Genomic DNA, 24,767 nt, shown 5'->3' on the forward strand with positions numbered 1-24,767 from the left:
ACCCATCTTTGCACTTGTCGCGGGCGGACGGGACGCCGGGCCCGGGGGTGAGACGGCTGTTACACCGGAAACCCGGCCGGCGGTGTCCGGGAGGCTGCGGATTTCGTCGAAAGCGAACAGCCCCCGGACGCGGTCGCGTCCGGGGGCTGCCGAGCCGTCGGGCCGTGCGTCAGCCCAGGTCACCGTCGGCCGTGCGCTCCGCGAGGCGCACCAGCGTACGGACCGCGGAACCGGTGCCGCCCTTGGGCGTGTAGCCGAACGGGCCGGCCTCGTTGAAGGCCGGGCCCGCGATGTCGAGGTGGGCCCACGTGATGCCCTCGCCGACGAACTCCTGCAGGAACAGACCGGCCACCAGGCCGCCGCCCATGCGCTCGCCCATGTTGGCGATGTCGGCGGTCGGGGAGTCCATGCCCTTGCGCAGGTCGGACGGGAGCGGCATCGGCCAGGACGGCTCGCCGACCTCCTCGGCGACCTCGTGGATCGACGTACGGAAAGCGTCGTCGTTCGCCATGATGCCGAACGTGCGGTTGCCGAGCGCCAGCATCATGGCGCCGGTCAGGGTCGCCACGTCGACGATCGCGTCCGGGGTCTCCTCGGAGGCCTTGGCGATCGCGTCGGCCAGGACCAGGCGGCCCTCGGCGTCCGTGTTCAGGACCTCGACGGTCTTGCCCGAGTACATGCGCAGGACGTCGCCGGGGCGGGTGGCCGTGCCCGACGGCATGTTCTCGGCGAGCGCCAGCCAGCCGGTGACGTTCACGGCGAGCTTGAGGCGGGCCGCGGTGACGACGGCGGCGAACACGGCGGCGGCGCCGGCCATGTCGCACTTCATCGTCTCGTTGTGACCGGCCGGCTTGAGGGAGATGCCGCCCGAGTCGTACGTGATGCCCTTGCCGACGAAGGCGAGGTGCTTGTCCGCCTTGGACGACGTGTAGGAGAGCTTCACCAGGCGCGGCGGGGCCTCCGAGCCGGCGCCGACGCCGAGGATGCCGCCGAAGCCGCCCTTGGTGAGCGCCTTCTCGTCGAGGACCTGCACCTTGATGCCGTGCTCCTTGGCCGCGGCCGAGGCGACCGCGGCGAAGGCCTCGGGGTCGAGGTCGTTCGGCGGGGTGTTGACCAGGTCACGGGCGCGGTTGAGCTCCTCGGTCACCGCGAGGGCGCGCTCCACGGCGGCCTTGAAGGCCTTGTCGCGGGGCTTGGTGCCGAGCAGGGCGACCTCGGCGAGCGGCGCCTTGCCGTTGCCATTGCCGTTGCCGCCGTTCCCCTTGTACGCGTCGAAGGAGTACGCGCCGAGCAGGGCGCCCTCCGCGATCGCACCGGCGTCACCGGAGTCCTCGATGGGCAGCGCGAACGCGGCCTTCTTCGAGCCGGCCAGCGCGCGGGCGGCAACGCCGGCGGCGCGGCGCAGGGCCTCGGCGTCGTACGTCTCGTCCTTCTCGGGCACCGGACCGAGACCGACGGCGAGGACCACGGGGGCCTTGAAGCCGGACGGGGCGGGCAGCTTCGTCACCTCACCCTCACCGCCGCTGGCGCCGAGGGTCTCCAGGACGGCGGCGAGCTTGCCGTCGTAGCCCTTGTCCACGGTCTCCGCGCCGGGGGCGAGGACCAGGTTCCCGGACTTGGATCCAGGCCCCTTCGCCACACCCACGACGATCGCGTCGGCACGCAGGCCGGACGCGGCGGCGGTGCTGAGAGTCAGAGCAGTCACGGTGGTGAGGTCCCTACTTTCATGGTGTCTGAAGGAGTGCTGACGGGCCGTGGGGTGTATGGCCCCTGAGGGAGCCTACGCCCGTGGCCGCGGCCTTGCGCCGCACGGTGCGTGCCCGCAGCGCGGTCAGCCGAAGGTGAGCACGACGAGGGCCGCCGTGGCGGCGGTCTCGGCGACGCCCCCGAAGACGTCGCCGGTCACCCCGCCGAAGCGGCGTACGCAGTGACGCAGCAGGAGTTCGGCCGCGCAGCAGGCCAGGGCGGCGGCCGCGGCGCCGCGCACGGCGCCGTACGCCGAACCGGTGGCGGCCCCCGCGGCGGCGGCCACGCACCCGGTCACGACGGCGGCGAGCAGCGCCCCGCGCACCGGCACCGTCCCGGCGACGGCCGCGCCCAGGCCCTCGGGCCGGGCCGGCGGGACACCGGCGCGCGAGGCCAGGGTGAGCGCGAGCCGGGCGGCGAGCGCCGAGACGATGGCGGCGAGCGCGCCGCGCAGCCACGACTCGGCGTACAGCTCGGTGAGCGCGGCGACCTGGGCGAGCAGCGCGAGCACAAGCGTGATGACGCCGAACGGGCCGATGTCCGACTGCTTCATGATGCGCAGCGCGTCCTCGGCCGGCTTGCCGCTGCCGAGTCCGTCGGCGGTGTCGGCGAGCCCGTCCAGATGCAGGCCCCGGGTGAGCGCCGCCGGGACGCTCACGCTCGCCACGGCGGCGAGCAGCGGTCCTGACCCGAGGAGCGTCAGGGCGGCGCCGAGCGCGGCGGCGGCCAGGCCCACGACGAGCCCGGCGGCGGGGGCGCAGAGCATTCCGGCGCGGGCCGCCTCGCGGTCCCAGCGGGTGACCTTGACCGGGAGCACGGTGAGGGTGCCGAACGCGAAGCGGAGGCCGTCGGCCGGGGTAGCGGGCATCCGGGCAGGCTACCCAAGGGGTCCACCACGGCGGGCGGCGCCCGTGCCACGGCGGCAGGATGGCCGCATGGGTCACTGGTGGTACCGGAACATCGTCGAACCGGGGAAGCTGCCGCTCCTGCTCGCCCTCGCCGCGTTCCTGCTGACGTTCCTGGTGACGCGTACGATCACGCGCCTCATCCGCGCGGGCCGCGGGCCCTTCCGGAACGTCACTCCGGGCGGCATGCACATCCACCATGTCGTGCCCGGCGTCATCCTCACCGTCATCGGCGGCTTCGGTGCGGTCGGCAGCGGCCTGTACGGGGTCGCCGCCTCCGTCTGCGCGGTGATCTTCGGGATCGGGGCGGGCCTGGTCCTCGACGAGTTCGCGCTGATCCTGCACCTCGCCGACGTCTACTGGAGCGAACAGGGCCGGCAGAGCGTCGAGGTGGTGGTTCTCGCGGCGGCCCTCGGCCTGCTCGTCCTCAGCGGCTTCTCGCCGCTCGGCGTGAACGACGTGACGGGACACGAGGAGCAGGGCCGCGGCACCGCGATCCTCACGCTCCTGGTCAACTTCGCGTTCGTCGTCCTGGCCATGCTCAAGGGGAAGCCCCGCCTGGCGATCGTCGGTGTGCTCGTGCCGTTCGTCGCGCTGTTCGGGGCCGTCCGGCTCGCGCGGCCCGGCTCGGCGTGGGCCAGGCGCTGGTACCGGCGGCGCCCCAAGGCCCGGGCCAGATCACGGCTGCGCGCCTATCGCCACGACCGGCGCTGGGCACGGATCGGCCGGGGCTTCCAGGACCTCATCGGGGGCACGCCCGACCCGGAGCGCTCGACCACCCGGTGACGCGCGGCACCCCGGAGCCGTAAGGCGCTCCGTGCCGGCAGGGCCGCGCCGGCGAGGAGGACCGCGCCGGCGAGGAGGACCGCGGCGATCGCCGCCAGATGCTCCTTGCCCGCGAGGTTCGGCCTCATGACCGCCTCCGCCACCATGACGGCGACCACCAGGGACGCCGTCCACCGGGCGCGGTGACGCCAGCACACGTACACGGCGAGCCCCACGACGGCCGCCGACGGGCCCGTGTCGACGATCCGCGCGTCCGACGCGGTCAGCCCGAGCGGTCCGTCGGGGCCGAGGGCGATGCCCACGCGCGCGTAGAGGGTGCCGGCGAGTGTGGCGGCGTACCCGAGGGTGAGCGTCGTCCAGCGGCCGAGGCAGATCTCGGCGACGCCGAACACGATCAGGATCTGCGCGAGCGCGCCCCACACGGGCAGGTCGAGCGCGGGCACGAAGAGGGACAGCGGGGTGCGCACCAGGGACAGCCACAGCGGGTCGTCGGCCCGCACGGAGCCGACGTCCTGCACGAACTGATAGCCCCAGGGCTGGTTCTGGGCGTACTGGAACAGGGCCGTCAGCAGGACCGCGCCGAGCGTCAGCGGCACCGCGCGCCACTTCCGGGTGACGAGGGTCGTGCGCACCGTCGACCGCAGCGGGCCCCACTCGGCGCGGGCCAGGGCGGCCGGGGATCTCACGGGCGCGGCTCCAGATGTCGGCGGTGCATCCAGTTCGGCAGGCCCGGTGCTTCCAGGAAGCCCTCGGCGCGGGCGGAGGCGAGCCCGATCCGCGGCAGGTCGGCGCTCTTCTCGAAGAGGAGGAAGCGCGGTTCCCAGATGGGCCGGTACTTCGCGTTGGCGCGGTAGAGGGATTCGATCTGCCACCACCGTGAGAAGAAGCTGAGCAGCGAGCGCCACAGGCGCAGCACCGGGCCCGCGCCGAGTCGCGAGCCACGTTCGAAGACCGAGCGGAACATCGCGAAGTTGAGCGACACCTGTGTGATGCCGATCTCCTTGGCCCGCTGGAGGAGTTCGATGACCATGAACTCCATCAGCCCGTTCTCGGCGTCCCTGTCACGCCGCATCAGATCGAGCGAAAGACCCTGCGGCCCCCAGGGGACAAAGGACAGTACGGCCTTCAACTCGCCCTGGGCGTCCGTGCATTCGAGCATCACGCACCGCCCGTCTGCGGGGTCGCCGAGCCGCCCGAGCGCCATCGAGAAGCCGCGCTCGGTCGCCCCGGCCCGCCAGTCGTCGGCGCGCTGGAGCAGGACCGCCATCTCGTCGTCCGGGATGTCCTCGTGGCGCCGGATCCCCACCTGGTAGCCCGCGCGCCCGACCCGGTTGTAGGCCTGCCGGACGGTGCGCATCGCCCGCCCTTCCAGGGTGAAGTCCGCGGTCTCGACGATGGCTTCGTCGCCCAGTTCGAGGGCGTCGAAACCGTGCCGGGCGTAGATGGTGCCGGCCTCCTCGCTCGCGCCCATCACGGCGGGGATCCAGCCGTGTTCGCGTGCCTCCACGAGCCAGGGCTCGATCGCGCCCGGCCAGGCCTCGGGGTCGCCGATGGGGTCGCCCGACGCGAGCGAGACCCCGCCGACGACGCGGTACGCGACCGCCGCCTTGGCCGTCGGCGACCACACCACGCTCTTCTCGCGGCGCAGCGCGAAGTAGCCGAGCGAGTCCCGGTCGCCGCCCTTGTCGAGCAGCGCGCGCAGCTTCGCCTCGTCGTCGGGGGTGAGCGGGTCGACGGCCTTGCGGGAGCGGAACGCGGCGTACACGACGGCGAGCAGGAGGAGGGTGCTGAGGATGTTGATGACGACGTTGACCCAGTTCGGCGTGGTGATGTACGGGTACTTGGACTCGTCGGTCGCGACCGAGATGAGCCGCAGGGTGCCGTAGCGCCAGCGCTCCAGGAACGTCGAGTGGTCCTCGCCGTGCGCTTCGTTGGTGACCGTCACGAGGAACGTCGCGAACAGGGACGTCACGAGGAGACCCCCGAGCCCGACCACGGCCGCCAGTTTCGCGTTCGAGCGGTCGCCCTTGGCGTAGAACTCGCGGCGCCCGAGCAGCAGCGCGGCGACGAAGGCGGCGGTCAGGACGAGGGAGATCCAGTTCTGCGCGTACCGGCGCACCTCGGGGAAGAACATCACGAGGGCGAACAGGATGAGGAAGAGCCCGCTGAGGACGAGATTGAGGATCCACGCGGCGCGCTTGCGGCGGCGCATCGTGATCGCCAGGAACCAGGTGAAGACACCGGAGGCGAAGCCGGCCGTCAGCAGGTAGGGGGTGAAGTAGTCGTTGGTGTTGTGCCGTTGCAGGTCCTGGCCGAGGGAGACCCATACGGCGCTGAGGAAGTTGACGAACGTGACGACCCGCAGGTACCAGACGGTGAAAGCCGCCGCCCGTTTCGTGGTGGGGGTGGAGGTGTGCGGGCGGCGCGAGGGTGGAGAGGTCGTCTGGTCAGCTGCCATAGGCAGGGAGCATATGGGGTGATTTGTTCATCTTTGTCGGGGCGCGACGTTCGGGCCACGCAAAAGCCGCAGGCGCGTCCGCTTGGTGCGTGTATGGATGCGTCTGCGGCTTGTGTGGGGTTGCTCGCGCAGTTCCCCGCGCCCCTTAAGGGGTCTCCGGCAGCCCCCTAAAGGGGCGCCTCGGGCAGTTCCGCCGCCAGTGCGGCAGCCGCCTGTACCAGTGGCAGGGCGAGCAGTGCCCCCGCTCCCTCGCCCACCGTCACGCCCTGGTCGAGGAGCGGTTCCATCGCCATCCGGTCGAGCGCCTTCGCCTGCGCCGGCTCCCCGCTCGCCTGGCCCGCGAGCCACCAGTCCGGCGCCCGGAACGCGACCCGCTGCCCGACGAGCGCGCACGCCGCCGACACGACGCCGTCCAGGATCACCGGCGTACGCCGCACCGCGCACTGCAGCAGGAACCCGGTCGCGGCCGCGAGATCCGCGCCGCCCACCGCCGCGAGCAGCGCCAGCTGGTCGCCCAGTACGGGCCTGGCCCGCCGCAGCGCGTCCCGCACCGCCGCGCACTTGCGCATCCACGCCAGGTCGTCGATCGGGGAGCCGCCGCGCCCGGTCACCACGGACGCGTCCGTCCCGCACAGCGCGGCGATCAGCGTCGAGGCCGCCGTCGTCCCGCCGACGCTCAGATCGCCGAGCACCACCAGGTCCGTGCCGGAGTCCGCCTCCTCGTCGGCGACGGCCATACCCGCGCGGAACGCGGCCTCCGCCTCCTCGGCGGTCAGCGCGTCCTCGATGTCGATGCGCCCGGACGACCTGCGCACCCGGTGCCCCGCGACCTCGGCGGGCAGCTCCTCGGGATCGCAGTCCAGCGACATGTCGACGATCCGCACCGGAACGCCCAGGCGCCGCGCGAGGATCGCCGACGCGCTGCCGCCCTCGACCGCCTGCCGTACGAGTGCCGCGGCACCGCCGGCCGGCCGCGCCGACACCCCGAGATCGGCCACCCCGTGGTCACCGGCGAACAGCACCACGCGAGGCCGCTCCAGCGGCTTGACCGGCACCGAGGCCTGGGCGGCCGACAGCCACTCGCCCAGCTCGTCGAGGCGGCCGAGCGCGCCGGGCGGCACGGCGAACCGGGCACGGCGTTCCTCGGCGTCGCGGCGCATCCCGCCGTCGGGGCGCTCGATCAGATCGGTGAAGTCGTCGAGATTCAGCGAGCTCATTCGCCGAACAGTACCGGCCGCCCGGGCGCCCGGCGCAGGACGTGGGGCGGCGCGGGGTTACGCCATGCGATGCATCGGATCCACGGCGTCATTGCGGGCCCCTTCGCGATCCCTTACGTTCCTGGATGCCCGGATTGTCATGTCGCCCTCCGTGCGGTGTCGCGCCCCTCGGACCGTCCCCCAGGAGTTCGTGATGACCCCCACGACCGAGGCCGTCGCCGAACGGCGGCCCGCCTACCTCACCGAACTCGCCCAGGGCACCGACCGGTTCCACGAGCCGCGCAGGACCGACTGCCCCTGGTGCGGCTCCACCCGGCTGCGCACCCGGCTCCGCACCACCGACCTCCTCCAGCACAAGCCCGGCACGTTCGTCGTCGACCAGTGCCGCGCCTGCTCCCACACGTTCCAGAACCCGCGCCTGAGCCCCGAGGGCCTCGACTTCTACTACCGGGACTTCTACGACGGGCTGCACGCGGGCCACTGCGCCCGGCTCCTGCGGGCCCAGGAATCCGCCCGGCACTCCGCCCACCGCCACCGGGCCGCCGCCCGCGCCCTGCTGCCCCTGATCGAGCCCGAGAGCTGGCTCGACGTCGCCACCGGGCAGGGCCACTTCCCGGCGGCCGCCAAGGAGGTCCACCCCTACACAGCCTTCGACGGGCTCGACACCGGCTCCGCCGTCGAGGCGGGCCGCCGGGCCGGCCGGATCGAGGAGGCCCACCGCGGCACGCTCACCGAACTCGCCCCCGTGCTCGCCGGACGCTACGACGCGCTCAGCATGTTCCACCACCTGGAGCACGCCACCGACCCGCGCGAGGAACTGAAGGCCGCCCACACCGCCCTGCGCCCCGGCGGCCACCTCCTCATCGAGGTCCCCGACCCCGAGAGCCGCTACGCGAAGCTGCTCGGCAAGTGGTGGGTGTCGTACTTCCAGCCCCAGCACCTGCACCTCATTCCGATGGACAACCTCCGGCGCGAGCTGGAGCGCCTCGGCTACACCGTCGTCGCCACCGACCGCCGCGAGGCCCACGTCCCCCTCGACCTCACCGCGGGACTCGCCCTCTTCCTCGGCCACTGGCTGCCCCGCGCCGACGCCCCCTGGCGCCGCAAGGCCCCCACCCCACTCCAGCGCCGGCTGCGCACCGCCCTGACGTACGCCACCGCGCCCCTCATCGCCGCCGCCTACGCGGCGGACCGGCTGCTCGCCCCGCTGGCGGGCCGCACCTGCTTCTCCAACGCCTACCGGATCGTGGCCCGCCGCAACCCTGGTGCCAGGGCTGCGGACTGACTTCGCGTCAGCCGCGCAGCGCGTTCCCTCTCGCCGCCGCCTACGCGGCGGACCGGCTGCTCGCCCCGCTGGCGGGCCGCACCCGCTTCTCCAACGCCTACCGGATCGTGGCCCGCCGCAACCCTGGTGCCAGGGCTGCGGACTGACTTCGCGTCAGCCGCGCAGCGCGAGCGCCTGCCCGGCCATCACGAGCAGTACGTGTTCGCACTCGGCCGCGAACGCCGCGTTCAGGCGGCCAAGTTCGTCGCGGTAGCGGCGGCCCGACGCGGTGGCCGGGACGACCCCGGACCCCACCTCGTTCGACACGGCGACGACCGTGCGGCGGGTGTTCCGCACGGCCTCCGTCAGCGCGGACACCCGTTCCCGCAGCGCCCGTTCCCCACCGCTCGCCCACGCGTCGTCGTCCCAGGCCCCCACCTCGTCCATGGCGTACGTCAGCCACAGCGACAGACAGTCGATGAGCAGCGGCGGGCCGTCCTCGGCGAGGAGCGGCACGAGGTCGCACGTCTCGACGGTGCTCCACGATCCGGGGCGCCGCTCCCGGTGCAGCGCCACCCGCTGCGACCACTCGGTGTCCCCGCCGCGCGTGCCGCCCGTCGCCACGTACAGCACCCCGGGGAACGCCTCCAGGCGCCGCTCGGCCTCGACCGACTTGCCGGACCTGGCCCCGCCGAGGACGAGCGTCCTGCGCGGCACGTCCGGCACCTCCTCGTACTCCCCGACCACGAGCGTCGTCCCGTCAGGTACGGCCCGTGCGCCCGCCGCCGCCAGACGGCGCGTCAGCTCCGGGCCCGGCGGCACGTCGTGGTCGATGTGGACCGCGATCACGTCGGTCGTCGCGCCGAGCGCCCCCACGGCCCGCAGCCGGGACAGCGCGTCCGGGCGGGCCATCACGTCGGCTAGCACCATCTCGTACGGCCGCGCGGTCTCGGCCAGGCCCGCGGGCGCCCCGCCCGGCGGCAGATACAGGAGCCGCTCGCCGTCCGGGCCCGTCACCTCGTAACCCGTCCCCGGCGAGTCCATCGGCAGGGCCCGCACCCGGTGCCCGGTCAGCAGCGCCAGCTCGCCGCCGTCCGGCACCCGGGCCGGCGTGACGAGCCCGGCCGGCACCTCGACGGGCGGCCCGTCGTGCGGATGCGAGAGCAGCACCTGCCGTACGCCGCCGAGGCTGTGCCCGGAGCGGGCGGCGGCGAACGCGGCCCCCGGCGTCAGGTCGAGCAGCAGCGTGCCGTCGATGAGAAGCGCGGTCGCGGCGCGCGCGCCGGGGCCGACGGCGGTGGCGCAGGCCGCGCAGGGGCAGTCGGGGCGGGGCAGGCCGGTGGGCGCGCCGGTGCCGAGCAGAGTGAGTTCCACGGGAAGATCCTCCCGCGCCACCGCGACGGGCGCTCGCCCGGCTACGCTTCTGGACGGTAGGGGGACCCTGCAAGATCCTTTACTGGTCCGTTGACTCCCAGGAGGCTGACATGGCGGCGTGGACGTGGCGGTTCGAGAAGGCGGACGGGACGGAGGTCCAGCCTGCGGTGCAGCCCGAGGAGTTCACGACTCAGGGCGACGCGGAGTCGTGGATCGGCGAGTACTGGAAGGCCCTCGCGGAAGGCGGCGCCGACCAGGTCACCCTCTTCGAGGACGACGCGGTGATCTACGGCCCGATGGGCCTCCACGCGGAGGACGCGCCCGCGTAGGACATGGGGAAGGGCGGCGACCGCAGCGGTCGCCGCCCTTCTTCGTGCCGTCGTCCACATCTCGCCGAGCGTGACGTCCGTGACGCCGTCGTCCCGTTGTACCTGCCTGCGGTGGGCCGCCGGACAGGAGGCGGCGGAGTCGCCGGAGCCGTCAGCCCCGCACGCCGCACAGGTGGAGCAGCGCCGCCACCCGGCGGTACGGCTCCGTGCGGCCCGCCCGCTCCTCGGCCGCGAGCAGCGTGTGGAACTCGCCCGGCGGCGGCACCGGCGCGTCGTCCGCCGCCGTGTCCGTGAAGACCCGCACCCCGTACCAGGCGTGCAGCGGGGCGCCGATCCCGGCCAGCGTCGCGGTGAGCGCGGCGAGCCGGTCGGCCCGTACGTCCAGCCCGAGCCGGTTGCGGTACGAGAGCGTGTCGAAGGAGCCGAGCGCCGCCTGCCAGTCCCCGGCAAGGCCTGGTCGCATGGCGAGCGCGTCACCGTTGCGCACGAGGAGGGAGAGCAGGCCGCCCGGGGCCAGCATCCGCGCGAGCCCCGCGAGCAGCGCGTCCGGGTCCTCGACGTACATCAGGACCCCGTGGCACAGGACCACGTCGAAGCTGCCGGGGAGGAAGTGCACCCCGGTGTCGCGGCCGTCGCCCTCCACCAGGCGCACCCGCCCGCGGATGCCCTCGGGCTCCTCGGCGAGCGCGGCCCGCGCCGCGGCGACCATCCCGGGATCCTGCTCGACCCCGGTCACCTTGTGCCCGGCACGGGCGAGACGCAGGGCCTGCGTGCCCTGGCCCATGCCGACGTCGAGCACCCGCAGCCGCTGCCCGACGGGATAGCGCGCGGCCAGCTGCTCGTCGAGCTGGCGCGCCACGAGTTCCTGGCGCACCGCGTTGCGCAGGCCGCCCAGCTTGCCTAGCCAGGCCGCCGCGGCGTCGCCGGAGAAGGCCTCCGTGCTCAGGGCCGCTCCCCGCGCTTGACCTGGGGCTTGGGCAGACGAAGGCGACGCATCTGGAGCGTGCGCATCAGGGCGTACGCGACGGCGCCCTTCTTCGGCTCGTTCGGGAACTTCTCGGCGAGGCGCTTCTTCAGGCGGAAGCCCGTCACGGCCGAGTCGAGCACGATCAGCACGATCACGATGAGCCAGAGCAGCAGCGCGATGTTCTGCAGGCTCGGGATCCGGATCATGGTCATCACGAGGATGACCACCGCCAGCGGCAGGAAGAACTCCGCGATGCAGAAGCGCGAGTCGACGTAGTCGCGCGCGAACCTGCGCACCGGACCCTTGTCGCGGGCGGGAAGATAGCGCTCGTCACCGCTGGCGAGCGCCTGGCGCTGCCGCTCCATCGCGGTACGGCGCTCGTCGCGCTGCCGCTTCGACGCCTCCTTGCGGGTCGTCGGCGTATTGGCCACGCTGCGGCGCTGGGTCTGGGCCTGGCTGCGCTTGGGCGTGGGGCGGCCCTTGGGGGCCTGCGGGTCACGGGGCTGCGTGGAGTCGGTCACCGGCGCCTTGGCGGCCTGGGCCTTCTCGTCCTTGGATCGGCTACGGAACACAAAAACCAAGGGTACGTGGTGCGGGAGGTTGGACCAGAGGGGAGTGGGGAACGATCCGGCAACACCCTGCGTCTTCGATCTCGTATCCCTGAGGAGCATCTACTCCCTGCGCGGGATCGGGGCCCGGACGCAGTCGTCCTTGGGGATGAGCGCATCCGCACCTGAACAGTGCGGTAATGGAGGCAGGACCCGTACTGTGGGTTCTGTCGCAGTGCTGGTGCTGGACGTCTGCTGGATCTGTCAGAAGGGGGCGCGCGAAGCCCATGAGCGGTGTCATGAAGCGTATGGGGATGATCTTCCGCGCGAAGGCGAACAAGGCCCTGGACCGGGCCGAGGACCCGCGCGAGACCCTCGATTACTCGTATCAGAAGCAGCTGGAGCTGCTCCAGAAGGTGCGCCGTGGCGTCGCCGACGTGGCGACCTCGCGCAAGCGCCTGGAGCTGCAGCTGAACCAGCTCCAGACCCAGTCGACCAAGCTGGAGGACCAGGGCCGCAAGGCGCTCGCGCTCGGCCGCGAGGACCTGGCCCGCGAGGCGCTCGCGCGCCGGGCCGCCCTCCAGCAGCAGGTCACCGACCTGGAGACGCAGCACCAGACCCTCCAGGGCGAGGAGGAGAAGCTCACCCTCGCGGCGCAGCGCCTCCAGGCCAAGGTCGACGCCTTCCGTACGAAGAAGGAGACGATCAAGGCGACCTACACGGCGGCCCAGGCGCAGACCCGGATCGGCGAGGCCTTCTCCGGCATCTCCGAGGAGATGGGCGACGTGGGCATGGCCATCCAGCGGGCCGAGGACAAGACGGCGCAGCTGCAGGCCCGGGCCGGCGCGATCGACGAGCTGCTGGCCTCCGGCGCGCTCGACGACCAGTCCGGCCTCGCCAAGGACGACATCCAGAGCGAGCTGGACCGCCTCTCCGGTGGTACGGATGTAGAGCTGGAACTCCAGCGGATGAAGGCCGAGCTGGCCGGGGGCACGTCCTCCTCGCAGCAGGCCATCGAGGGCGGCCAGGGCCAGCAGTCCGGGAACCAGCAGCCGCAGGACACTCCGCGCTTCGACAAGCAGTAGTCCCGAGCGACAGTCCCACGCCGAGGAGGGCGTCATGATCGTACGGATCATGGGGGAGGGGCAGGTGGAGCTGGCCGACAGCCACTTCGCCGAACTGAACAAGCTGGACGACCAGCTGCTGGCGGAGATGGAGAACGGGGACGGCCCCGGGTTCCGCCGCACGCTCCACTCGCTCCTGGACACGGTCCGCTCCCTCGGCACCCCGCTGCCCGACGACGCCCTCGCACCGTCGGAGCTCATCCTCCCGGCCCCTGACGCGACCCTGGAAGAGGTCAGGGACATGCTGCGCGACGACGGTCTCATCCCTGGCTGAGCCGCCGAGTTCCCTGGCTGAGCCGCTGAGCTCCCCGGCTGAGCCGCCGAGCGCGGCTCCCGGCCCCGCCGCACGGACGGCATACGGACGGCATATGGACGAGGGCGTCGCGCACGCGCGAGGGGCGCTACCGTGGCGCCGGTGACCCCCTTCGTACGCTGGGCCAGGACCCACCCCCGGGCCATGGACGCGGCCCTCGCGGCGGCGGTCCTGTGCTGCATGATCCTCGGCTCCTTCGCCGATCCGCACGGCGGCCGGGGCGGCACCCCCACCTTCGGCACCCGCTCGCCCGGCCCCCTCAGCGTCGTCCTCATGACCCTCGGCGCCGCCGCCCTCGTGCTGCGTCGCCGCGCCCCCATGGCGGTCCTCGCGGCCACCTCCGCCGTCACCCTCGCCGAACTCGTCACCGGCGAACCCCGCGCACCCGTCGCGATGAGCGCCGTCGTCGCGCTCTACACCGTCGCCGCGACCACTGACCGCCCCACCACCTGGCGCGTCGGCCTCGCCACCATCACCGTCCTCACCGGCTCCGCGATGCTCGCCGGCCCGCTGCCCTGGTACGCCCAGGAGAACCTCGGCATCTTCGCCTGGACGGGCATGGCCGCCGCGGCCGGGGACGCCGTCCGCAGCCGGCGCGCGTTCGTCGACGCGATACGGGAGCGGGCCGAGCGCGCCGAGCGCACCCGCGAGGAGGAGGCCCGGCGCCGCGTCGCCGAGGAACGGCTGCGCATCGCCCGCGACCTGCACGACGTCGTCGCGCACCACATCGCCCTGGTCAACGTGCAGGCCGGCGTCGCCGCACACATCATGGACAAACGCCCCGACCAGGCCAAGGAAGCCCTCTCCCACGTCCGTGAGGCGAGCCGGTCCGCACTGAACGAACTCCGCGCCACCGTCGGCCTGTTGAGGCAGTCGGGCGACCCCGAGGCCCCCACCGAACCGGCACCAGGACTCGACCGCCTCGAAGACCTCGTCGGCACGTTCCGCAACGCGGGCCTCCCCGTGGAGGTCGCCTGCGCCGAGCGCGCCACGGGCCTGCCCGCCGCCGTCGACCTGGCCGCCTACCGGATCATCCAGGAGGCGCTCACCAACGTCCGCAAGCACGCGGGCGCCGAGGCGAAGGCCGAGGTCAGCGTCGTCCTCGTCGGACCGAACATCGAGGTCACCGTCATCGACAACGGGCCCGGCGCCGCGCAGCCCTCGCCGGACAGCGGCGGCCACGGCCTCCTCGGCATGCGCGAGAGGACCGCCGCGATCGGCGGCAGCTGCTCCGCGGGACCGCGCTACGGCGGCGGATTCCGCGTCCATGCGATCCTGCCCGTCCAGGGCCACGCCACCGCGGGCCGCACCACGGACACGGGGGACGCGGGATGACGATCCGGGTACTGCTCGCCGACGACCAGGCCCTGCTGCGCAGCGCCTTCCGCGTACTCGTGGACTCCGAGCCCGACATGCTCGTCGTCGGCGAGGCCTCGGACGGCGCCCAGGCGGTCAGCCTCGCCAAGTCCGAGAAGGCCGACGTCGTCCTCATGGACATCCGGATGCCCGGCACCGACGGCCTCGCCGCGACCCGGCTCATCAGCGCCGACCCCGACCTCGCGCACGTACGCGTCGTGATGCTGACGACGTTCGAGGTCGACGAGTACGTCGTCCAGTCGCTGCGCGCGGGCGCCTCCGGCTTCCTCGGCAAGGGTGCCGAACCCGAGGAACTCCTCGGCGCCGTACGGATCGCCGCCGCCGGCGACGCGCTCCTGTCACCGGTCGCGACCAAGGGCCTGATCGCCAGGTTCCTGGCACAGGGCGACGGGTACGGGGACTGGGAGGAGGGCGCCCGCCCCGCCGGAGCCCACGGCGAACGCCTCGCCGCGCTCACCACGCGCGAGCGCGAGGTCCTCGTCCAGGTCGCCGGCGGCCACTCGAACGACGAGATCGCCGAGCGCCTCCAGGTCAGCCCCCTCACGGTCAAGACCCATGTGAACCGCGCCATGGCCAAGCTCGGCGCGCGGGACCGGGCCCAACTCGTCGTCATCGCGTACGAATCGGGCCTGGTCCGTCCAAGGGTGGAGTGAACGGCGGGTTCCGCGTACTACGGGCGCAGTATGCGGCGCATAAGAACGGGACCTGGGAGCGACGGAACGGGTCCCGCTCATGGCTGAGGGTGTAGGTGGCCCCGCAGGTGGCTCCGGACACGCACGTCTCCGGATGCCCCGGGGCCCCCGTCCCGCTGCGCTCAGCCACAGAGAGAGACCCACACCATGTCCTGGCTGTCGAGATTCAGCCTCGCTCAACGGGCCCTGATCGGGCTGATGTCGATCATCGCGATCGTCTTCGGCGCCATCGCGATCCCTCAGCTCAAGCAGCAGCTGCTGCCCTCCATCGAACTGCCCATGGTGTCCGTCCTGGCCCCGTACCAGGGCGCGTCTCCCGACGTGGTCGAGAAGCAGGTGATCGAGCCGCTCGAGTCGTCCATCGACGCGGTCGACGGCATCACCGGCATCACCTCCACGGCGAGCGAGGGCAACGCCGTGATCATGGCCCAGTTCGACTACGGCAACGGCTCCAAGCAACTCGTCGCCGACGTCCAGCAGGCCGTCAACCGCGCCCGCGCCCAGCTCCCCGACACCGTCGACCCGCAGGTCGTCGCGGGCTCCACGGACGACATACCGACCGTCGTCCTCGCCGTCACGTCCGACAAGGACCAGCAGGCGCTCGCCGACCAGCTCGACAAGACCGTCGTGCCGTCCCTCAAGGACGTCGACGGCGTCGGCCAGGTCACCGTCGACGGTGTGCGCGACCTCCAGGTCACCGTCACCCCCGACGACCGCAAGCTCGCGCGGGCCGGCGTCACCCCGATGGCGCTCGGCCAGTCCCTCCAGGCGGGCGGCGCGACCCTGCCCGCAGGTTCCTTCGACGAGAACGGCAGCAACCGCACCGTCCAGGTCGGCGGCGGCTTCACCTCGCTGAAGCAGATCGAGGACCTGATGGTCACCGGCGAGGGCGTCAAGAAGCCCGTACGCCTCGGTGACGTCGCCAAGGTCGAGCAGCAGCCCGCCACTGCCACCTCCATCACCCGCACCGACGGCCGCCCCAGCCTCGCGGTCATGGTCACCATGGACCACGACGGCAGCGCGGTCGCCATCTCCGACGCGGTCAAGGACAAGCTCCCGGGCCTGCGCAAGGACCTCGGCGCGGGCGCGAAGCTCACGGTCGTCAGCGACCAGGGCCCCGCCGTCTCCAAGTCGATCGACGGCCTGACGACGGAGGGCGCGCTCGGTCTCCTCTTCGCCGTCCTCGTCATCCTGGTCTTCCTGGCGTCGATCCGCTCGACCCTGGTCACCGCGGTCTCGATCCCGCTCTCGGTCGTCCTCGCCCTGATCGTCCTGTGGACCCGCGACCTCTCGCTCAACATGCTCACCCTCGGCGCGCTGACCATCGCGATCGGCCGCGTCGTCGACGACTCCATCGTCGTCCTGGAGAACATCAAGCGGCACCTCGGCTACGGCGAGGAGCGCCAGGAGGCGATCCTCACGGCGGTCCGCGAGGTCGCGGGCGCCGTCACGTCCTCCACCCTCACCACCGTCGCCGTCTTCCTGCCCATCGGCCTCGTCGGCGGCATGGTCGGCGAGCTGTTCGGCTCGTTCTCCCTGACGGTCACGGCGGCCCTGCTCGCCTCCCTGATCGTCTCGCTCACGGTCGTCCCGGTCCTCTCGTACTGGTTCCTGCGCCCGCCCAAGGCGGTCAAGGGCGTCGACCCGGAGGAGGCCCGCCGCCAGGCCGAGGCCAAGGAGGCGCGCTCCTGGCTCCAGCGGGTGTACGTCCCCGTCCTGCGCTTCGCGACCCGCCGCCGCTTCACCAGTGTCCTCATCGCGATCGTCGTCCTCGTCGGCACGTTCGGCATGGCACCCATGCTGAAGACGAACTTCTTCGACCAGGGCGAGCAGGAAATCCTGTCCATCAAGCAGGAGTTGAAGCCCGGCACCAGCCTGGCGGCGACCGACGCCTCCGCGAAGAAGATCGAGAAGCTGCTCGCCGGCATCGACACGGTCAAGGACTACCAGGTCACCGTCGGCTCCTCCGGCTGGATGGCGGCGTTCGGCGGCGGCACCGACACCAACCAGGCCTCGTACCAGGTGACGCTGAAGGACAAGGCGTCCTTCGCGAAGACCCAGGACCGCATCGAGAAGGGTCTCAAGGGGCTCTCCGGGATCGGCCGGACCACCATCGCGGCCGGTAACGGCTTCGGCAGCCAGGACCTGAAGGTCGTCGTGAAGGCGGCCGACGGCCAGGTCCTGCGCAAGGCGGCCGACGAGGTCCGTGACGAGGTCGCGAAGCTCGACGACGTAACCGACGTCACCAGCGACCTGTCGCAGTCCGTCCCGCGCATCTCGGTCAGGGCCAACTCCAAGGCGGCGGCGGCCGGGTTCAACGACACCACGCTCGGCGCGGCCGTCGGCCAGGCCGTACGCGGCACCACCAGCGGCAAGGCGATCCTCGACGACACCGAGCGCGACGTCGTCGTGAAGTCGGCGAAGCCCGCCACCACCATGGACGAGCTCAAGAAGCTCCCGATGGGCCCCGGCGGCCTGAAGCTCGGCGACATCGCCACGGCGAAGCTCGTCGACGGGCCGGTCTCCATGACCCGTATCGACGGCGCCCGCGCCGCGACGATCACGGCCCGGCCGACCGGTGACAACACGGGCGCGGTCAGCGCCGACCTCCAGGCGAAGATCAAGGCCCTGAAGCTGCCCGCGGGCGCGACGGCCACGATCGGCGGCGTCTCGTCCGACCAGGACGACGCGTTCAAGAACCTCGGCCTCGCGATGCTGGCCGCGATCGCGATCGTGTTCATGCTCCTGGTCGCCACGTTCCGCTCGCTGGCCCAGCCGCTGATCCTGCTCGTCTCGATCCCGTTCGCGGCGACCGGAGCGATCGGCCTGCTCGTCGCCACCGGCACCCCGATGGGCGTCCCGGCGATGATCGGCATGCTGATGCTCATCGGCATCGTGGTCACGAACGCGATCGTCCTGATCGACCTGATCAACCAGTACCGCAAGGAGGGCTACGGCACGATCGAGGCCGTCATCGAGGGTGGCCGCCACCGCCTTCGCCCGATCCTCATGACGGCCCTGGCGACGATCTTCGCCCTGCTCCCGATGGCGCTCGGCGTCACCGGCGAGGGCGGCTTCATCGCTCAGCCGCTCGCGGTCGTGGTGATCGGCGGTCTGATCACGTCGACGCTGCTCACGCTCCTCTTGGTCCCGACGCTCTACGCGATGCTGGAGCTCCGCAAGGAGCGGCGCCGCGCCAAGCGTGAGGCCAAGCGGGGCGGGGGTGCCGGTGGGGGTGCCGGGGCTGCGCCCCAGGCGCCTTCGCCTGAGCCGGAGCGTGCCGGCGTGTAGTGGTTGATTGAACGGCGAGAGCCCGGTCCGGACACCTATGCGGTGTCCGGACCGGGCTCTTTGCCGTTGCGGCGGGGTGCGTTGCCGGGTGCGGCTTGCGTCGTGGCTTGTCGCGCCCACGCGGCGGAGCCGCACATCGATACAGCCCCGCGCCCCTTACGGGGCGCTACTTAGGGAGCGCTTTACGGCAGCGCCAGCATTCGCTCCAGGGCCAGCTTGGCGAACTGTTCCGTTTCGCGGTCTACCTCGATGCGGTTGACCAGGTTGCCCTCGGCCAGGGACTCCAGGGCCCACACCAGGTGCGGCAGGTCGATGCGGTTCATCGTCGAGCAGAAGCAGACCGTCTTGTCGAGGAAGACGATCTCCTTGTCCGGGTGGGCGTTGGCCAGGCGGCGCACCAGGTTCAGCTCGGTGCCGATCGCCCACTTCGACCCGGCCGGGGCCGCGTCGAGGGCCTTGATGATGTACTCCGTCGAGCCGACCTCGTCCGCCGCGGCGACGACCTCGTGCTTGCACTCGGGGTGAACCAGGACGCGTACGCCCGGGATCCGCTCGCGCACGTCGTTCACGGAGTCGATCGAGAAGCGTCCGTGCACCGAGCAGTGCCCGCGCCAAAGGATCATCTTCGCGTTCCGCAGCTCCTCGGCGGTCAGGCCGCCGTTCGGCTTGTGCGGGTTGTACAGGACGCAGTCCTCCAGGGACATGCCCATGTCCCGCACGGCGGTGTTGCGCCCGAGGTGCTGGTCCGGCAGGAACAGCACCTTCTCGCCCTGCTCGAAGGCCCAGTCCAGGGCGCGCTTGGCGTTGGACGACGTACAGATCGTGCCGCCGTGCTTGCCGGTGAACGCCTTGATGTCCGCCGAGGAGTTCATGTACGAGACGGGCACGACCTGCTCGGCTATGCCGGCCTCGGTCAGCACGTCCCAGCACTCGGCGACCTGCTCGGCGGTGGCCATGTCGGCCATGGAGCACCCGGCGGCCAGGTCGGGCAGGACGACCTTCTGGTCGTCGCCGGTGAGGATGTCGGCGGACTCGGCCATGAAGTGCACACCGCAGAACACGATGTACTCGGCCTCCGGCCGGGCGGCCGCGTCGCGGGCGAGCTTGAAGGAGTCGCCGGTGACGTCCGCGAACTGGATGACCTCGTCGCGCTGGTAGTGGTGGCCGAGAACGAAGACCTTGTCCCCGAGCTTCTCCTTGGCCGCGCGAGCGCGCTCCACCAGGTCCGGGTCGGACGGGGAGGGCAGGTCGCCGGGGCACTCGACGCCGCGCTCGCTCCGCGGGTCGGCTTCTCGGCCGAGCAGCAGGAGGGCCAGCGGAGTCGGCTGAACGTCCAGGTCAACGGGGGTCTGGGCCGTGGTCACGTCACGCACCCTTTCTTGTTATGACATTCGTGCGTCGAGGCTTTTCGTCGAAATGACGCTATCTATCATAACTGGTTCACGTCAGAATGACGATGGCCATCGTGTCGATGTGACGCAATCCGCGCCGACCGGCCCGTACTCCGGACGCGCCGGGTGTGCGAGCATGAAAGGGCAAGGAAGCCGAAGTCGCCGCGAGGCGAAAGACGAGCGCCAGGGCCGGAATGAAACCGCGGCCCCGCCGGTTGGAACGTCGGCAAGCAGTCTCCGTACAACCCTGGAGAGAAGCAGATGTCCGTATCGGACGAGACCACCACCGTGAGCGACGGCATCCTCCTGTCCGACGCCGCCGCGGAGAAGGTCAAGGCCCTCCTTGACCAGGAAGGCCGCGACGACCTGGCCCTCCGCGTCGCCGTACAGCCCGGAGGCTGCTCCGGCCTGCGTTACCAGCTCTTCTTCGACGAGCGCTCCCTCGACGGGGACGTCGTCAAGGACTTCAACGGCGTCAAGGTCGTCACCGACCGCATGAGCGCCCCGTACCTGGGCGGCGCCTCGGTCGACTTCGTCGACACCATCGAGAAGCAGGGCTTCACGATCGACAACCCGAACGCCACGGGCTCCTGCGCCTGCGGCGACTCGTTCAGCTAAACCCTGAACCTGTAGTCCTGTAGCAACGCGAAGCGGCGGTTCCCTGCTCGAGGGGGAGCCGCCGCTTCGTGTGTCCGGTGGTACGGCCGTCAGCTCCGCGGAGCCGGCACGTACCCCCGCTTCCCGTCCGTGTGCGGCACCGCCCGGTCGTGCGTGTCCACGACCTTCCGGCCGTCGAGGGGCTCGTGCAGGGTCACCTTCAGCGAGTAGAACTTGGCCATCGCCACGCAGATCGTGCCCTTCTTCTCCGTGTGCGTGATCTTCAGGGCGACCTCGCCGCCGCTCTCCGACGCCGTGGCCTCGTACGTGCCGCACACGCCGCCCGTGAAGTACGCCGTCAGCGTCCGGCCGTCCACGGTGTAGCCGTCGGGGCGGATGTCGCGCGTCTCGGTCCCCGGGTCACCGGGCCGGACACTCGGCCGCGGGCTCGGCCGCTCGGACGGCCCGCCGCCCGGCGCGTGCGGCGACGTCAGGAACCTCGGGTCCACCGCGACGTGCGTCACCGTGTACCCCTCCCGCGCACCCTGCGCCTTCACCTGGAACAGCCAGGACGGTACGAGGATCTGCCGCCCCTGCGCGAACTGCGCCGCGAGCCCGAACGTGGCGCCCGTGACCTTGGCCGCCGGCGGCGCGGGCAGCTTCGTCGGCGCCTTGCACGGCGCCTCGTCCCGCTCCCTCACCGGCATCGGACTCGCACAGCCGCCGATCCCCACGCGACCGTCCCCGGCCGCCGCCGAGTTGAGCAGGCCGAGCGTCTTCCGCGCGCTGATCACGGGATACGTGTCCCCCTTGACCGGCTGCTTCAACTGGCCGCTGCCGCCCACCACTTGGCCGTCCGGCCCGATCCGGACACCGGTCGTCCAGCCGTACGTGGGCAGGCCGCCCACGCGCGGCTCCGCGTTCACCACCCGTACGGCGCCCATCAGTTGGCTCGCGTCGAGCTTCGCGTCGTCCTGCCCGAGCGCCTTGAGGACCGGAGCGGCCGCCTTCTCCGCGGCGCCCTCACCGACCGGGTGGCCCGTGGGCGGTGTGGAGCGCGCGTACGTCCAGGCGCCCGGCGCCCGCTCGTTCACCTGGAGCGAGGGGCCGGAGCCGTCCTTGGCCGGGCCGACCTTCCACGCGCCGTTGTCGAGGTGCGGGGTGCCCGGCGCACCCAGGGCCTTGGCGAGCGCGGTCACGTCGGCCGCGGTCACATCGCCGCGCGACCGGTAGACGGTGGCTTCGCCGGGGCCCGTGGGGAGCGTGCCGTCGGCCTGGTAGCGGGTGCCGTACGGATCGGGCTCGCCCGGCGCGATCCCCGAGGTGGAACCGGTGCCGCCCGCCGCGTAGCCGTCGAGGGCGAGCGGCGGGGGAGTGGGATCGCCGCCGGCCGCCGGGCCGCCGCCGTGGTCACTGCCGCCGGCCGAGGTCGCCGCGAAGTACGCGCCGCCGCCACCGACGAGGAGTACCGCCGCCGCGACCGAGGCCACGGTCAGCGGTGTCCGCCGCCGGTGCCGATCCTGCGTCTGCTCGGTGCTCACCGCATCGCTCCTTCAACTGCCGCGTCGTACGCCGTGTCCCCTGGACGGGGGACAGCGATGAGACGCGGCGGGGGAGCGTGCGGTTCCCCCGACCGGGTTCTGGGACGTGTCCTAGTCCCCGTAGTCGGACATCGAGTCGATGAGCCGGGCGGACTCGGACGGCACGACGACGCCGTGGGGGAGGGAGGGGGCGACGGGGGTCCGCTTGTCCTCGGCGGGGGCCGTCCAGTGCGGGGACATCCGGGCGCAGTCGCCGCGCAGGGACGCGAGGCCGCCTTCGAGGTCGAGCGGTGCGGACGCGGTGCGGACCTTGAGGTTCGTCATAAGGAAACGCTATGCAGGTCCGGCCCCGACGAGAAAGCCCTACTATCGGGTAGTTTTGCCACTTCAGCCGAACGGCCATGACCCGGTAGCGTAAAGCGTCAACCCCCTCCCCGCAGGAAGACGTGACCACGCCGTGCGTATCGCAGTCACCGGTTCCATCGCCACCGACCACCTCATGACCTTCCCCGGCCGCTTCGCCGACCAGCTGGTCGCGGACCAGCTGCACACGGTCTCCCTCTCGTTCCTCGTCGACAACCTCGACGTCCGCCGGGGCGGCGTCGGCGCCAACATCGCGTTCGGCATGGGCCAGCTCGGGACGGCTCCGATCCTGGTCGGCGCCGCGGGTTCCGACTTCGACGAGTACCGCGCCTGGCTCGACCGGCACGGCGTCGACACCGCGTCCGTCCGTATCTCCGAGGTCCTGCACACGGCCCGCTTCGTGTGCACCACGGACGCCGACCACAACCAGATCGGCTCCTTCTACACGGGCGCCATGAGCGAGGCCCGCCTCATCGAGCTCCAGTCCGTCGCCGAGCGCGTCGGCGGCCTCGACCTCGTCCTGATCGGCGCGGACGACCCGGAGGGCATGCTCCGTCACACGGAGGAGTGCCGCAGCCGGAACATCCCGTTCGCCGCGGACTTCTCCCAGCAGATCGCCCGCATGGACGGCGACGAGATCCGGACACTTCTCGACGGCGCCACCTACCTCTTCTCGAACGAGTACGAGAAGGGCCTCATCGAGAACAAGACCGGCTGGACCGACGAGGAGATCCTCGGCAAGGTCGGCCACCGGGTCACCACCCTCGGCTCGCGCGGCGTCCGCATCGAGCGCGTCGGCGACGACCCGATCGAGGTCGGCGTCCCCGAGGAGACGGCCAAGATCGACCCGACCGGCGTCGGCGACGCGTTCCGCGCGGGCTTCCTGTCGGGCCTCGCCTGGGGCGTCTCCCTGGAGCGCGCCGCCCAGGTCGGCTGCATGCTCGCCACGCTGGTCATCGAGACCCTCGGCACGCAGGAGTACGAGCTGCGCCGCGCGCCGTTCATGGACCGCTTCCGCAAGGCGTACGGCGACGAGGCCGCGACCGAGGTCCAGCAGTACCTGAACTGAGCCGTCAGGAGAGCCGGCGGACCACGTAGGCGCTGCCGCGTTCCGCCGGCTCCTCCCCGACGTACTCCTGACCCCGCATCTCGCACCACGCGGGGATGTCGAGCCGCGCCGCCTCGTCGTCGGAGAGCACGGTCACGGTCCCGCCCACGGGCACGTCCCCGATGACCTTCGCCAGCTCGATGACGGGGATCGGGCACCGCTTCCCGAGCGCGTCGACCACGAGCGAGGCCTCCCCCTCGGGGGCGGGCGCCGTCACGGCCGTCGCCCCGAGCCGCTCCCGCACCGCCGCGACCGTCCCCGGGAGCACCTCGAGGAACCGCTCGACATCGCCCTCCGCCGTCCCGAACGGCAGCGACACCCGTACGTTCCCCTCGCTCAGCACCCCCATCGCCCTGAGCACATGGCTCGGCGTCAGCGTGCTGCTCGTGCAGGACGATCCGGACGAAACCGAAAAACCGGCCCGGTCCAGCTCGTGCAGCAACGTCTCCCCGTCGACATAGAGACAGGAGAAGGTGACGACGTGCGGCAGCCGCCGCGCCGGGTCACCCACCACCTCGACGTCCGGCACGAGCCCCGGCACCCGCGCCCGGATCCGCTCCGTCAGTTCCCGGAGCCGCGCGTCCTCCGCCGCCGCCTCGGCCCGCACGGCCCGCAGCGAGGCCGCCGCCGCCACGACCGCCGGAATGTTCTCGAACCCGGCCGCCCGCCCCGACTCCCGCTCGTCCGCCGGACCTTGGGCCGCGAACCGCACCCCCTTGCGTACGACGAGCAGGCCGACGCCCGCCGGGCCGCCCCACTTGTGCGCGCTGCCCGTGAGCAGAGACCAGTCGCCCTCGACCCTGCCCCACGCGAGGGACTGCGCCGCGTCCACGAGCAGCGGCACCCCGGCGGCCCGGCAGGCCTCCGCCGCCTCGGCCACCGGCTGCACCGTGCCCACCTCGTGGTTGGCGGACTGCAGACAGGCGAGCGCGGTGTCCGCTCTGAGCGCGGCGGCGAACGCGGCGGCGGAGACCGCGCCGGCCCGGTCCACGCCCACCTCGGTCACCGATCCGCCCTCCGCCTCCAGCGCCGCCGCCGCATGGAGGACCGAGGAGTGCTCGACGGCGGAAACCACCAGGTGGCGGCCGACGCGCCGGCGCCCGGCGAGCACGCCGGCGACCCCCGAGTGCACGGCACGCGTCCCCGAAGGGGTGAAAACGAGCTCGTCCGGGCGGCAGCCCACGGCGTCCGCGGCGGCCTCACGGGCGGCGTCGAGCAGCAGCCGGGCCCGCCGCCCCTCGCGGTAGAGCCGGGCGGGGTCGGCCCACCCCTCGTCGAGCGAGGCCTGCAGGGCCTGCCGGGCCACGGGATGGAGCGGGGCGGAGGAAGCCGCATCGAAGTAGGACACACTGCAACGCTAAGGCCACGCGTCGCGG

The 24,767-nt window shown here is 72.3% G+C and carries 22 protein-coding genes; 10 read left to right on the forward strand and 12 right to left on the reverse strand.

Going from position 1 to position 24,767, the window contains the following annotated elements; translation table 11 throughout:
* Positions 1–169 precede the first annotated feature (169 nt).
* Together EOT10_RS12050 and EOT10_RS12055 are read right to left on the reverse strand one after the other, a co-directional pair.
* A complete protein-coding gene (locus EOT10_RS12050) occupies positions 170–1,705 on the reverse strand; it encodes a leucyl aminopeptidase (protein ID WP_127828114.1) in 1,536 nt (511 codons plus the stop codon).
* Positions 1,706–1,831: 126 nt separating this feature from the next.
* A complete protein-coding gene (locus tag EOT10_RS12055) occupies positions 1,832–2,614 on the reverse strand; it encodes an adenosylcobinamide-GDP ribazoletransferase (protein ID WP_127828115.1) in 783 nt (260 codons plus the stop codon).
* A 67-nt stretch (positions 2,615–2,681) separates the two neighbouring features.
* On the opposite strand from EOT10_RS12055, the gene EOT10_RS12060 reads away from it, so the two are divergent.
* On the forward strand, positions 2,682–3,437 hold the full coding sequence (locus tag EOT10_RS12060; RefSeq protein WP_127828116.1) for a hypothetical protein: 756 nt from the start codon (positions 2,682–2,684) through the stop codon (positions 3,435–3,437).
* Here the strand turns inward: EOT10_RS12060 and EOT10_RS41275 are convergent.
* From EOT10_RS41275 to cobT, 3 genes are all read right to left on the reverse strand, one after another.
* Positions 3,344–4,123 carry a hypothetical protein gene (locus EOT10_RS41275; RefSeq protein WP_189491458.1) on the reverse strand — a complete coding sequence of 260 codons (780 nt, stop codon included), beginning with the start codon at positions 4,121–4,123 and terminating at the stop codon, positions 3,344–3,346. The genes EOT10_RS12060 and EOT10_RS41275 overlap by 94 nt on opposite strands.
* Positions 4,120–5,895 carry a phosphatidylglycerol lysyltransferase domain-containing protein gene (locus EOT10_RS12070; RefSeq protein WP_127828117.1) on the reverse strand — a complete coding sequence of 592 codons (1,776 nt, stop codon included), beginning with the start codon at positions 5,893–5,895 and terminating at the stop codon, positions 4,120–4,122. Before EOT10_RS12070 ends, EOT10_RS41275 begins: the two co-directional genes overlap by 4 nt.
* Before the next feature lie 167 nt (positions 5,896–6,062).
* Entirely contained in the window at positions 6,063–7,112 is a 1,050-nt protein-coding gene (gene cobT / locus EOT10_RS12075; protein WP_127828118.1) for a nicotinate-nucleotide--dimethylbenzimidazole phosphoribosyltransferase, read from the reverse strand.
* Between the two features lie 193 nt (positions 7,113–7,305).
* On the opposite strand from cobT, the gene EOT10_RS12080 reads away from it, so the two are divergent.
* A complete protein-coding gene (locus EOT10_RS12080; RefSeq protein WP_127828119.1) occupies positions 7,306–8,397 on the forward strand; it encodes a class I SAM-dependent methyltransferase in 1,092 nt (363 codons plus the stop codon).
* A gap of 153 nt (positions 8,398–8,550) precedes the next feature.
* Here EOT10_RS12080 and EOT10_RS12085 read toward each other — a convergent pair whose 3' ends face one another.
* Complete coding sequence (locus EOT10_RS12085) at positions 8,551–9,750, reverse strand: bifunctional adenosylcobinamide kinase/adenosylcobinamide-phosphate guanylyltransferase (RefSeq protein WP_127828120.1); 1,200 nt, start codon at positions 9,748–9,750, stop codon at positions 8,551–8,553.
* 110 nt (positions 9,751–9,860) lie between these two features.
* On the opposite strand from EOT10_RS12085, the gene EOT10_RS12090 reads away from it, so the two are divergent.
* Complete coding sequence (locus tag EOT10_RS12090; protein ID WP_127828121.1) at positions 9,861–10,079, forward strand: hypothetical protein; 219 nt, start codon at positions 9,861–9,863, stop codon at positions 10,077–10,079.
* 151 nt (positions 10,080–10,230) lie between these two features.
* On the opposite strand, the gene EOT10_RS12095 is transcribed toward EOT10_RS12090, so the two are convergent.
* The gene (locus EOT10_RS12095) at positions 10,231–10,938 is read right to left on the reverse strand and encodes a class I SAM-dependent methyltransferase (RefSeq protein WP_127828122.1); all 708 of its coding nucleotides are present in this window, start codon (positions 10,936–10,938) and stop codon (positions 10,231–10,233) included.
* A gap of 83 nt (positions 10,939–11,021) precedes the next feature.
* On the reverse strand, positions 11,022–11,717 hold the full coding sequence (locus tag EOT10_RS12100; RefSeq protein ID WP_127828123.1) for a DUF3043 domain-containing protein: 696 nt from the start codon (positions 11,715–11,717) through the stop codon (positions 11,022–11,024).
* 164 nt (positions 11,718–11,881) lie between these two features.
* On the opposite strand from EOT10_RS12100, the gene EOT10_RS12105 reads away from it, so the two are divergent.
* From EOT10_RS12105 to EOT10_RS12125, 5 genes are all read left to right on the forward strand, one after another.
* On the forward strand, positions 11,882–12,679 hold the full coding sequence (locus EOT10_RS12105; protein WP_127828124.1) for a PspA/IM30 family protein: 798 nt from the start codon (positions 11,882–11,884) through the stop codon (positions 12,677–12,679).
* 34 nt (positions 12,680–12,713) lie between these two features.
* Entirely contained in the window at positions 12,714–12,992 is a 279-nt protein-coding gene (pspAA, locus tag EOT10_RS12110; protein ID WP_127828125.1) for a PspA-associated protein PspAA, read from the forward strand.
* Positions 12,993–13,175: 183 nt separating this feature from the next.
* Entirely contained in the window at positions 13,176–14,366 is a 1,191-nt protein-coding gene (locus EOT10_RS12115; RefSeq protein ID WP_127828231.1) for a sensor histidine kinase, read from the forward strand.
* On the forward strand, positions 14,363–15,061 hold the full coding sequence (locus tag EOT10_RS12120) for a response regulator (protein ID WP_127828126.1): 699 nt from the start codon (positions 14,363–14,365) through the stop codon (positions 15,059–15,061). The genes EOT10_RS12115 and EOT10_RS12120 overlap by 4 nt, the downstream gene beginning before the upstream one ends.
* Before the next feature lie 186 nt (positions 15,062–15,247).
* Positions 15,248–18,391: an efflux RND transporter permease subunit gene (locus EOT10_RS12125; protein ID WP_127828127.1), complete on the forward strand. Its 3,144-nt coding sequence runs from the start codon at positions 15,248–15,250 to the stop codon at positions 18,389–18,391.
* Positions 18,392–18,573: 182 nt separating this feature from the next.
* On the opposite strand, the gene nadA is transcribed toward EOT10_RS12125, so the two are convergent.
* Positions 18,574–19,764, reverse strand: a complete 1,191-nt coding sequence (gene nadA, locus EOT10_RS12130) for a quinolinate synthase NadA (protein WP_127828128.1) — start codon at positions 19,762–19,764, stop codon at positions 18,574–18,576.
* Between the two features lie 279 nt (positions 19,765–20,043).
* Here nadA and erpA point away from each other — a divergent pair, with 279 nt between their 5' ends.
* On the forward strand, positions 20,044–20,400 hold the full coding sequence (gene erpA, locus EOT10_RS12140) for an iron-sulfur cluster insertion protein ErpA (protein ID WP_127828130.1): 357 nt from the start codon (positions 20,044–20,046) through the stop codon (positions 20,398–20,400).
* An 89-nt stretch (positions 20,401–20,489) separates the two neighbouring features.
* Here the strand turns inward: erpA and EOT10_RS12145 are convergent, their stop codons facing one another.
* Positions 20,490–21,920: a hypothetical protein gene (locus tag EOT10_RS12145; RefSeq protein WP_127828131.1), complete on the reverse strand. Its 1,431-nt coding sequence runs from the start codon at positions 21,918–21,920 to the stop codon at positions 20,490–20,492.
* Positions 21,921–22,031: 111 nt separating this feature from the next.
* A complete protein-coding gene (locus EOT10_RS12150; protein ID WP_127828132.1) occupies positions 22,032–22,244 on the reverse strand; it encodes a hypothetical protein in 213 nt (70 codons plus the stop codon).
* Positions 22,245–22,377: 133 nt separating this feature from the next.
* On the opposite strand from EOT10_RS12150, the gene EOT10_RS12155 reads away from it, so the two are divergent.
* Positions 22,378–23,352, forward strand: coding sequence for a carbohydrate kinase family protein (locus EOT10_RS12155; protein WP_127828133.1), 975 nt, complete (start codon positions 22,378–22,380; stop codon positions 23,350–23,352).
* 4 nt (positions 23,353–23,356) lie between these two features.
* Here the strand turns inward: EOT10_RS12155 and EOT10_RS12160 are convergent, their stop codons facing one another.
* Entirely contained in the window at positions 23,357–24,739 is a 1,383-nt protein-coding gene (locus tag EOT10_RS12160; RefSeq protein WP_127828134.1) for a cysteine desulfurase/sulfurtransferase TusA family protein, read from the reverse strand.
* Positions 24,740–24,767 lie beyond the last annotated feature (28 nt).

This window comes from Streptomyces antnestii (assembly GCF_004005495.1).
Lineage (GTDB): Bacteria > Actinomycetota > Actinomycetes > Streptomycetales > Streptomycetaceae > Streptomyces > Streptomyces antnestii.

What these genes read in the sequence shown, in the direction of transcription:
- EOT10_RS12120 (WP_127828126.1), top strand. Translation starts at nt 14,363, where the DNA reads ATGACGATCCGGGTACTGCTCGCCGACGACCAGGCCCTGCTGCGCAGC.
- erpA (WP_127828130.1), top strand. Translation starts at nt 20,044, where the DNA reads ATGTCCGTATCGGACGAGACCACCACCGTGAGCGACGGCATCCTCCTG.
- pspAA (WP_127828125.1), top strand. Translation starts at nt 12,714, where the DNA reads ATGATCGTACGGATCATGGGGGAGGGGCAGGTGGAGCTGGCCGACAGC.
- EOT10_RS12105 (WP_127828124.1), top strand. Translation starts at nt 11,882, where the DNA reads ATGAGCGGTGTCATGAAGCGTATGGGGATGATCTTCCGCGCGAAGGCG.
- EOT10_RS12055 (WP_127828115.1), bottom strand. Translation starts at nt 2,614, where the DNA reads ATGCCCGCTACCCCGGCCGACGGCCTCCGCTTCGCGTTCGGCACCCTC.
- EOT10_RS12080 (WP_127828119.1), top strand. Translation starts at nt 7,306, where the DNA reads ATGACCCCCACGACCGAGGCCGTCGCCGAACGGCGGCCCGCCTACCTC.
- EOT10_RS12090 (WP_127828121.1), top strand. Translation starts at nt 9,861, where the DNA reads ATGGCGGCGTGGACGTGGCGGTTCGAGAAGGCGGACGGGACGGAGGTC.
- EOT10_RS12070 (WP_127828117.1), bottom strand. Translation starts at nt 5,895, where the DNA reads ATGGCAGCTGACCAGACGACCTCTCCACCCTCGCGCCGCCCGCACACC.
- EOT10_RS12100 (WP_127828123.1), bottom strand. Translation starts at nt 11,717, where the DNA reads ATGCTCCTCAGGGATACGAGATCGAAGACGCAGGGTGTTGCCGGATCG.
- EOT10_RS12115 (WP_127828231.1), top strand. Translation starts at nt 13,176, where the DNA reads ATGGACGCGGCCCTCGCGGCGGCGGTCCTGTGCTGCATGATCCTCGGC.
- EOT10_RS12150 (WP_127828132.1), bottom strand. Translation starts at nt 22,244, where the DNA reads ATGACGAACCTCAAGGTCCGCACCGCGTCCGCACCGCTCGACCTCGAA.
- cobT (WP_127828118.1), bottom strand. Translation starts at nt 7,112, where the DNA reads ATGAGCTCGCTGAATCTCGACGACTTCACCGATCTGATCGAGCGCCCC.
- EOT10_RS12060 (WP_127828116.1), top strand. Translation starts at nt 2,682, where the DNA reads ATGGGTCACTGGTGGTACCGGAACATCGTCGAACCGGGGAAGCTGCCG.
- EOT10_RS12125 (WP_127828127.1), top strand. Translation starts at nt 15,248, where the DNA reads ATGTCCTGGCTGTCGAGATTCAGCCTCGCTCAACGGGCCCTGATCGGG.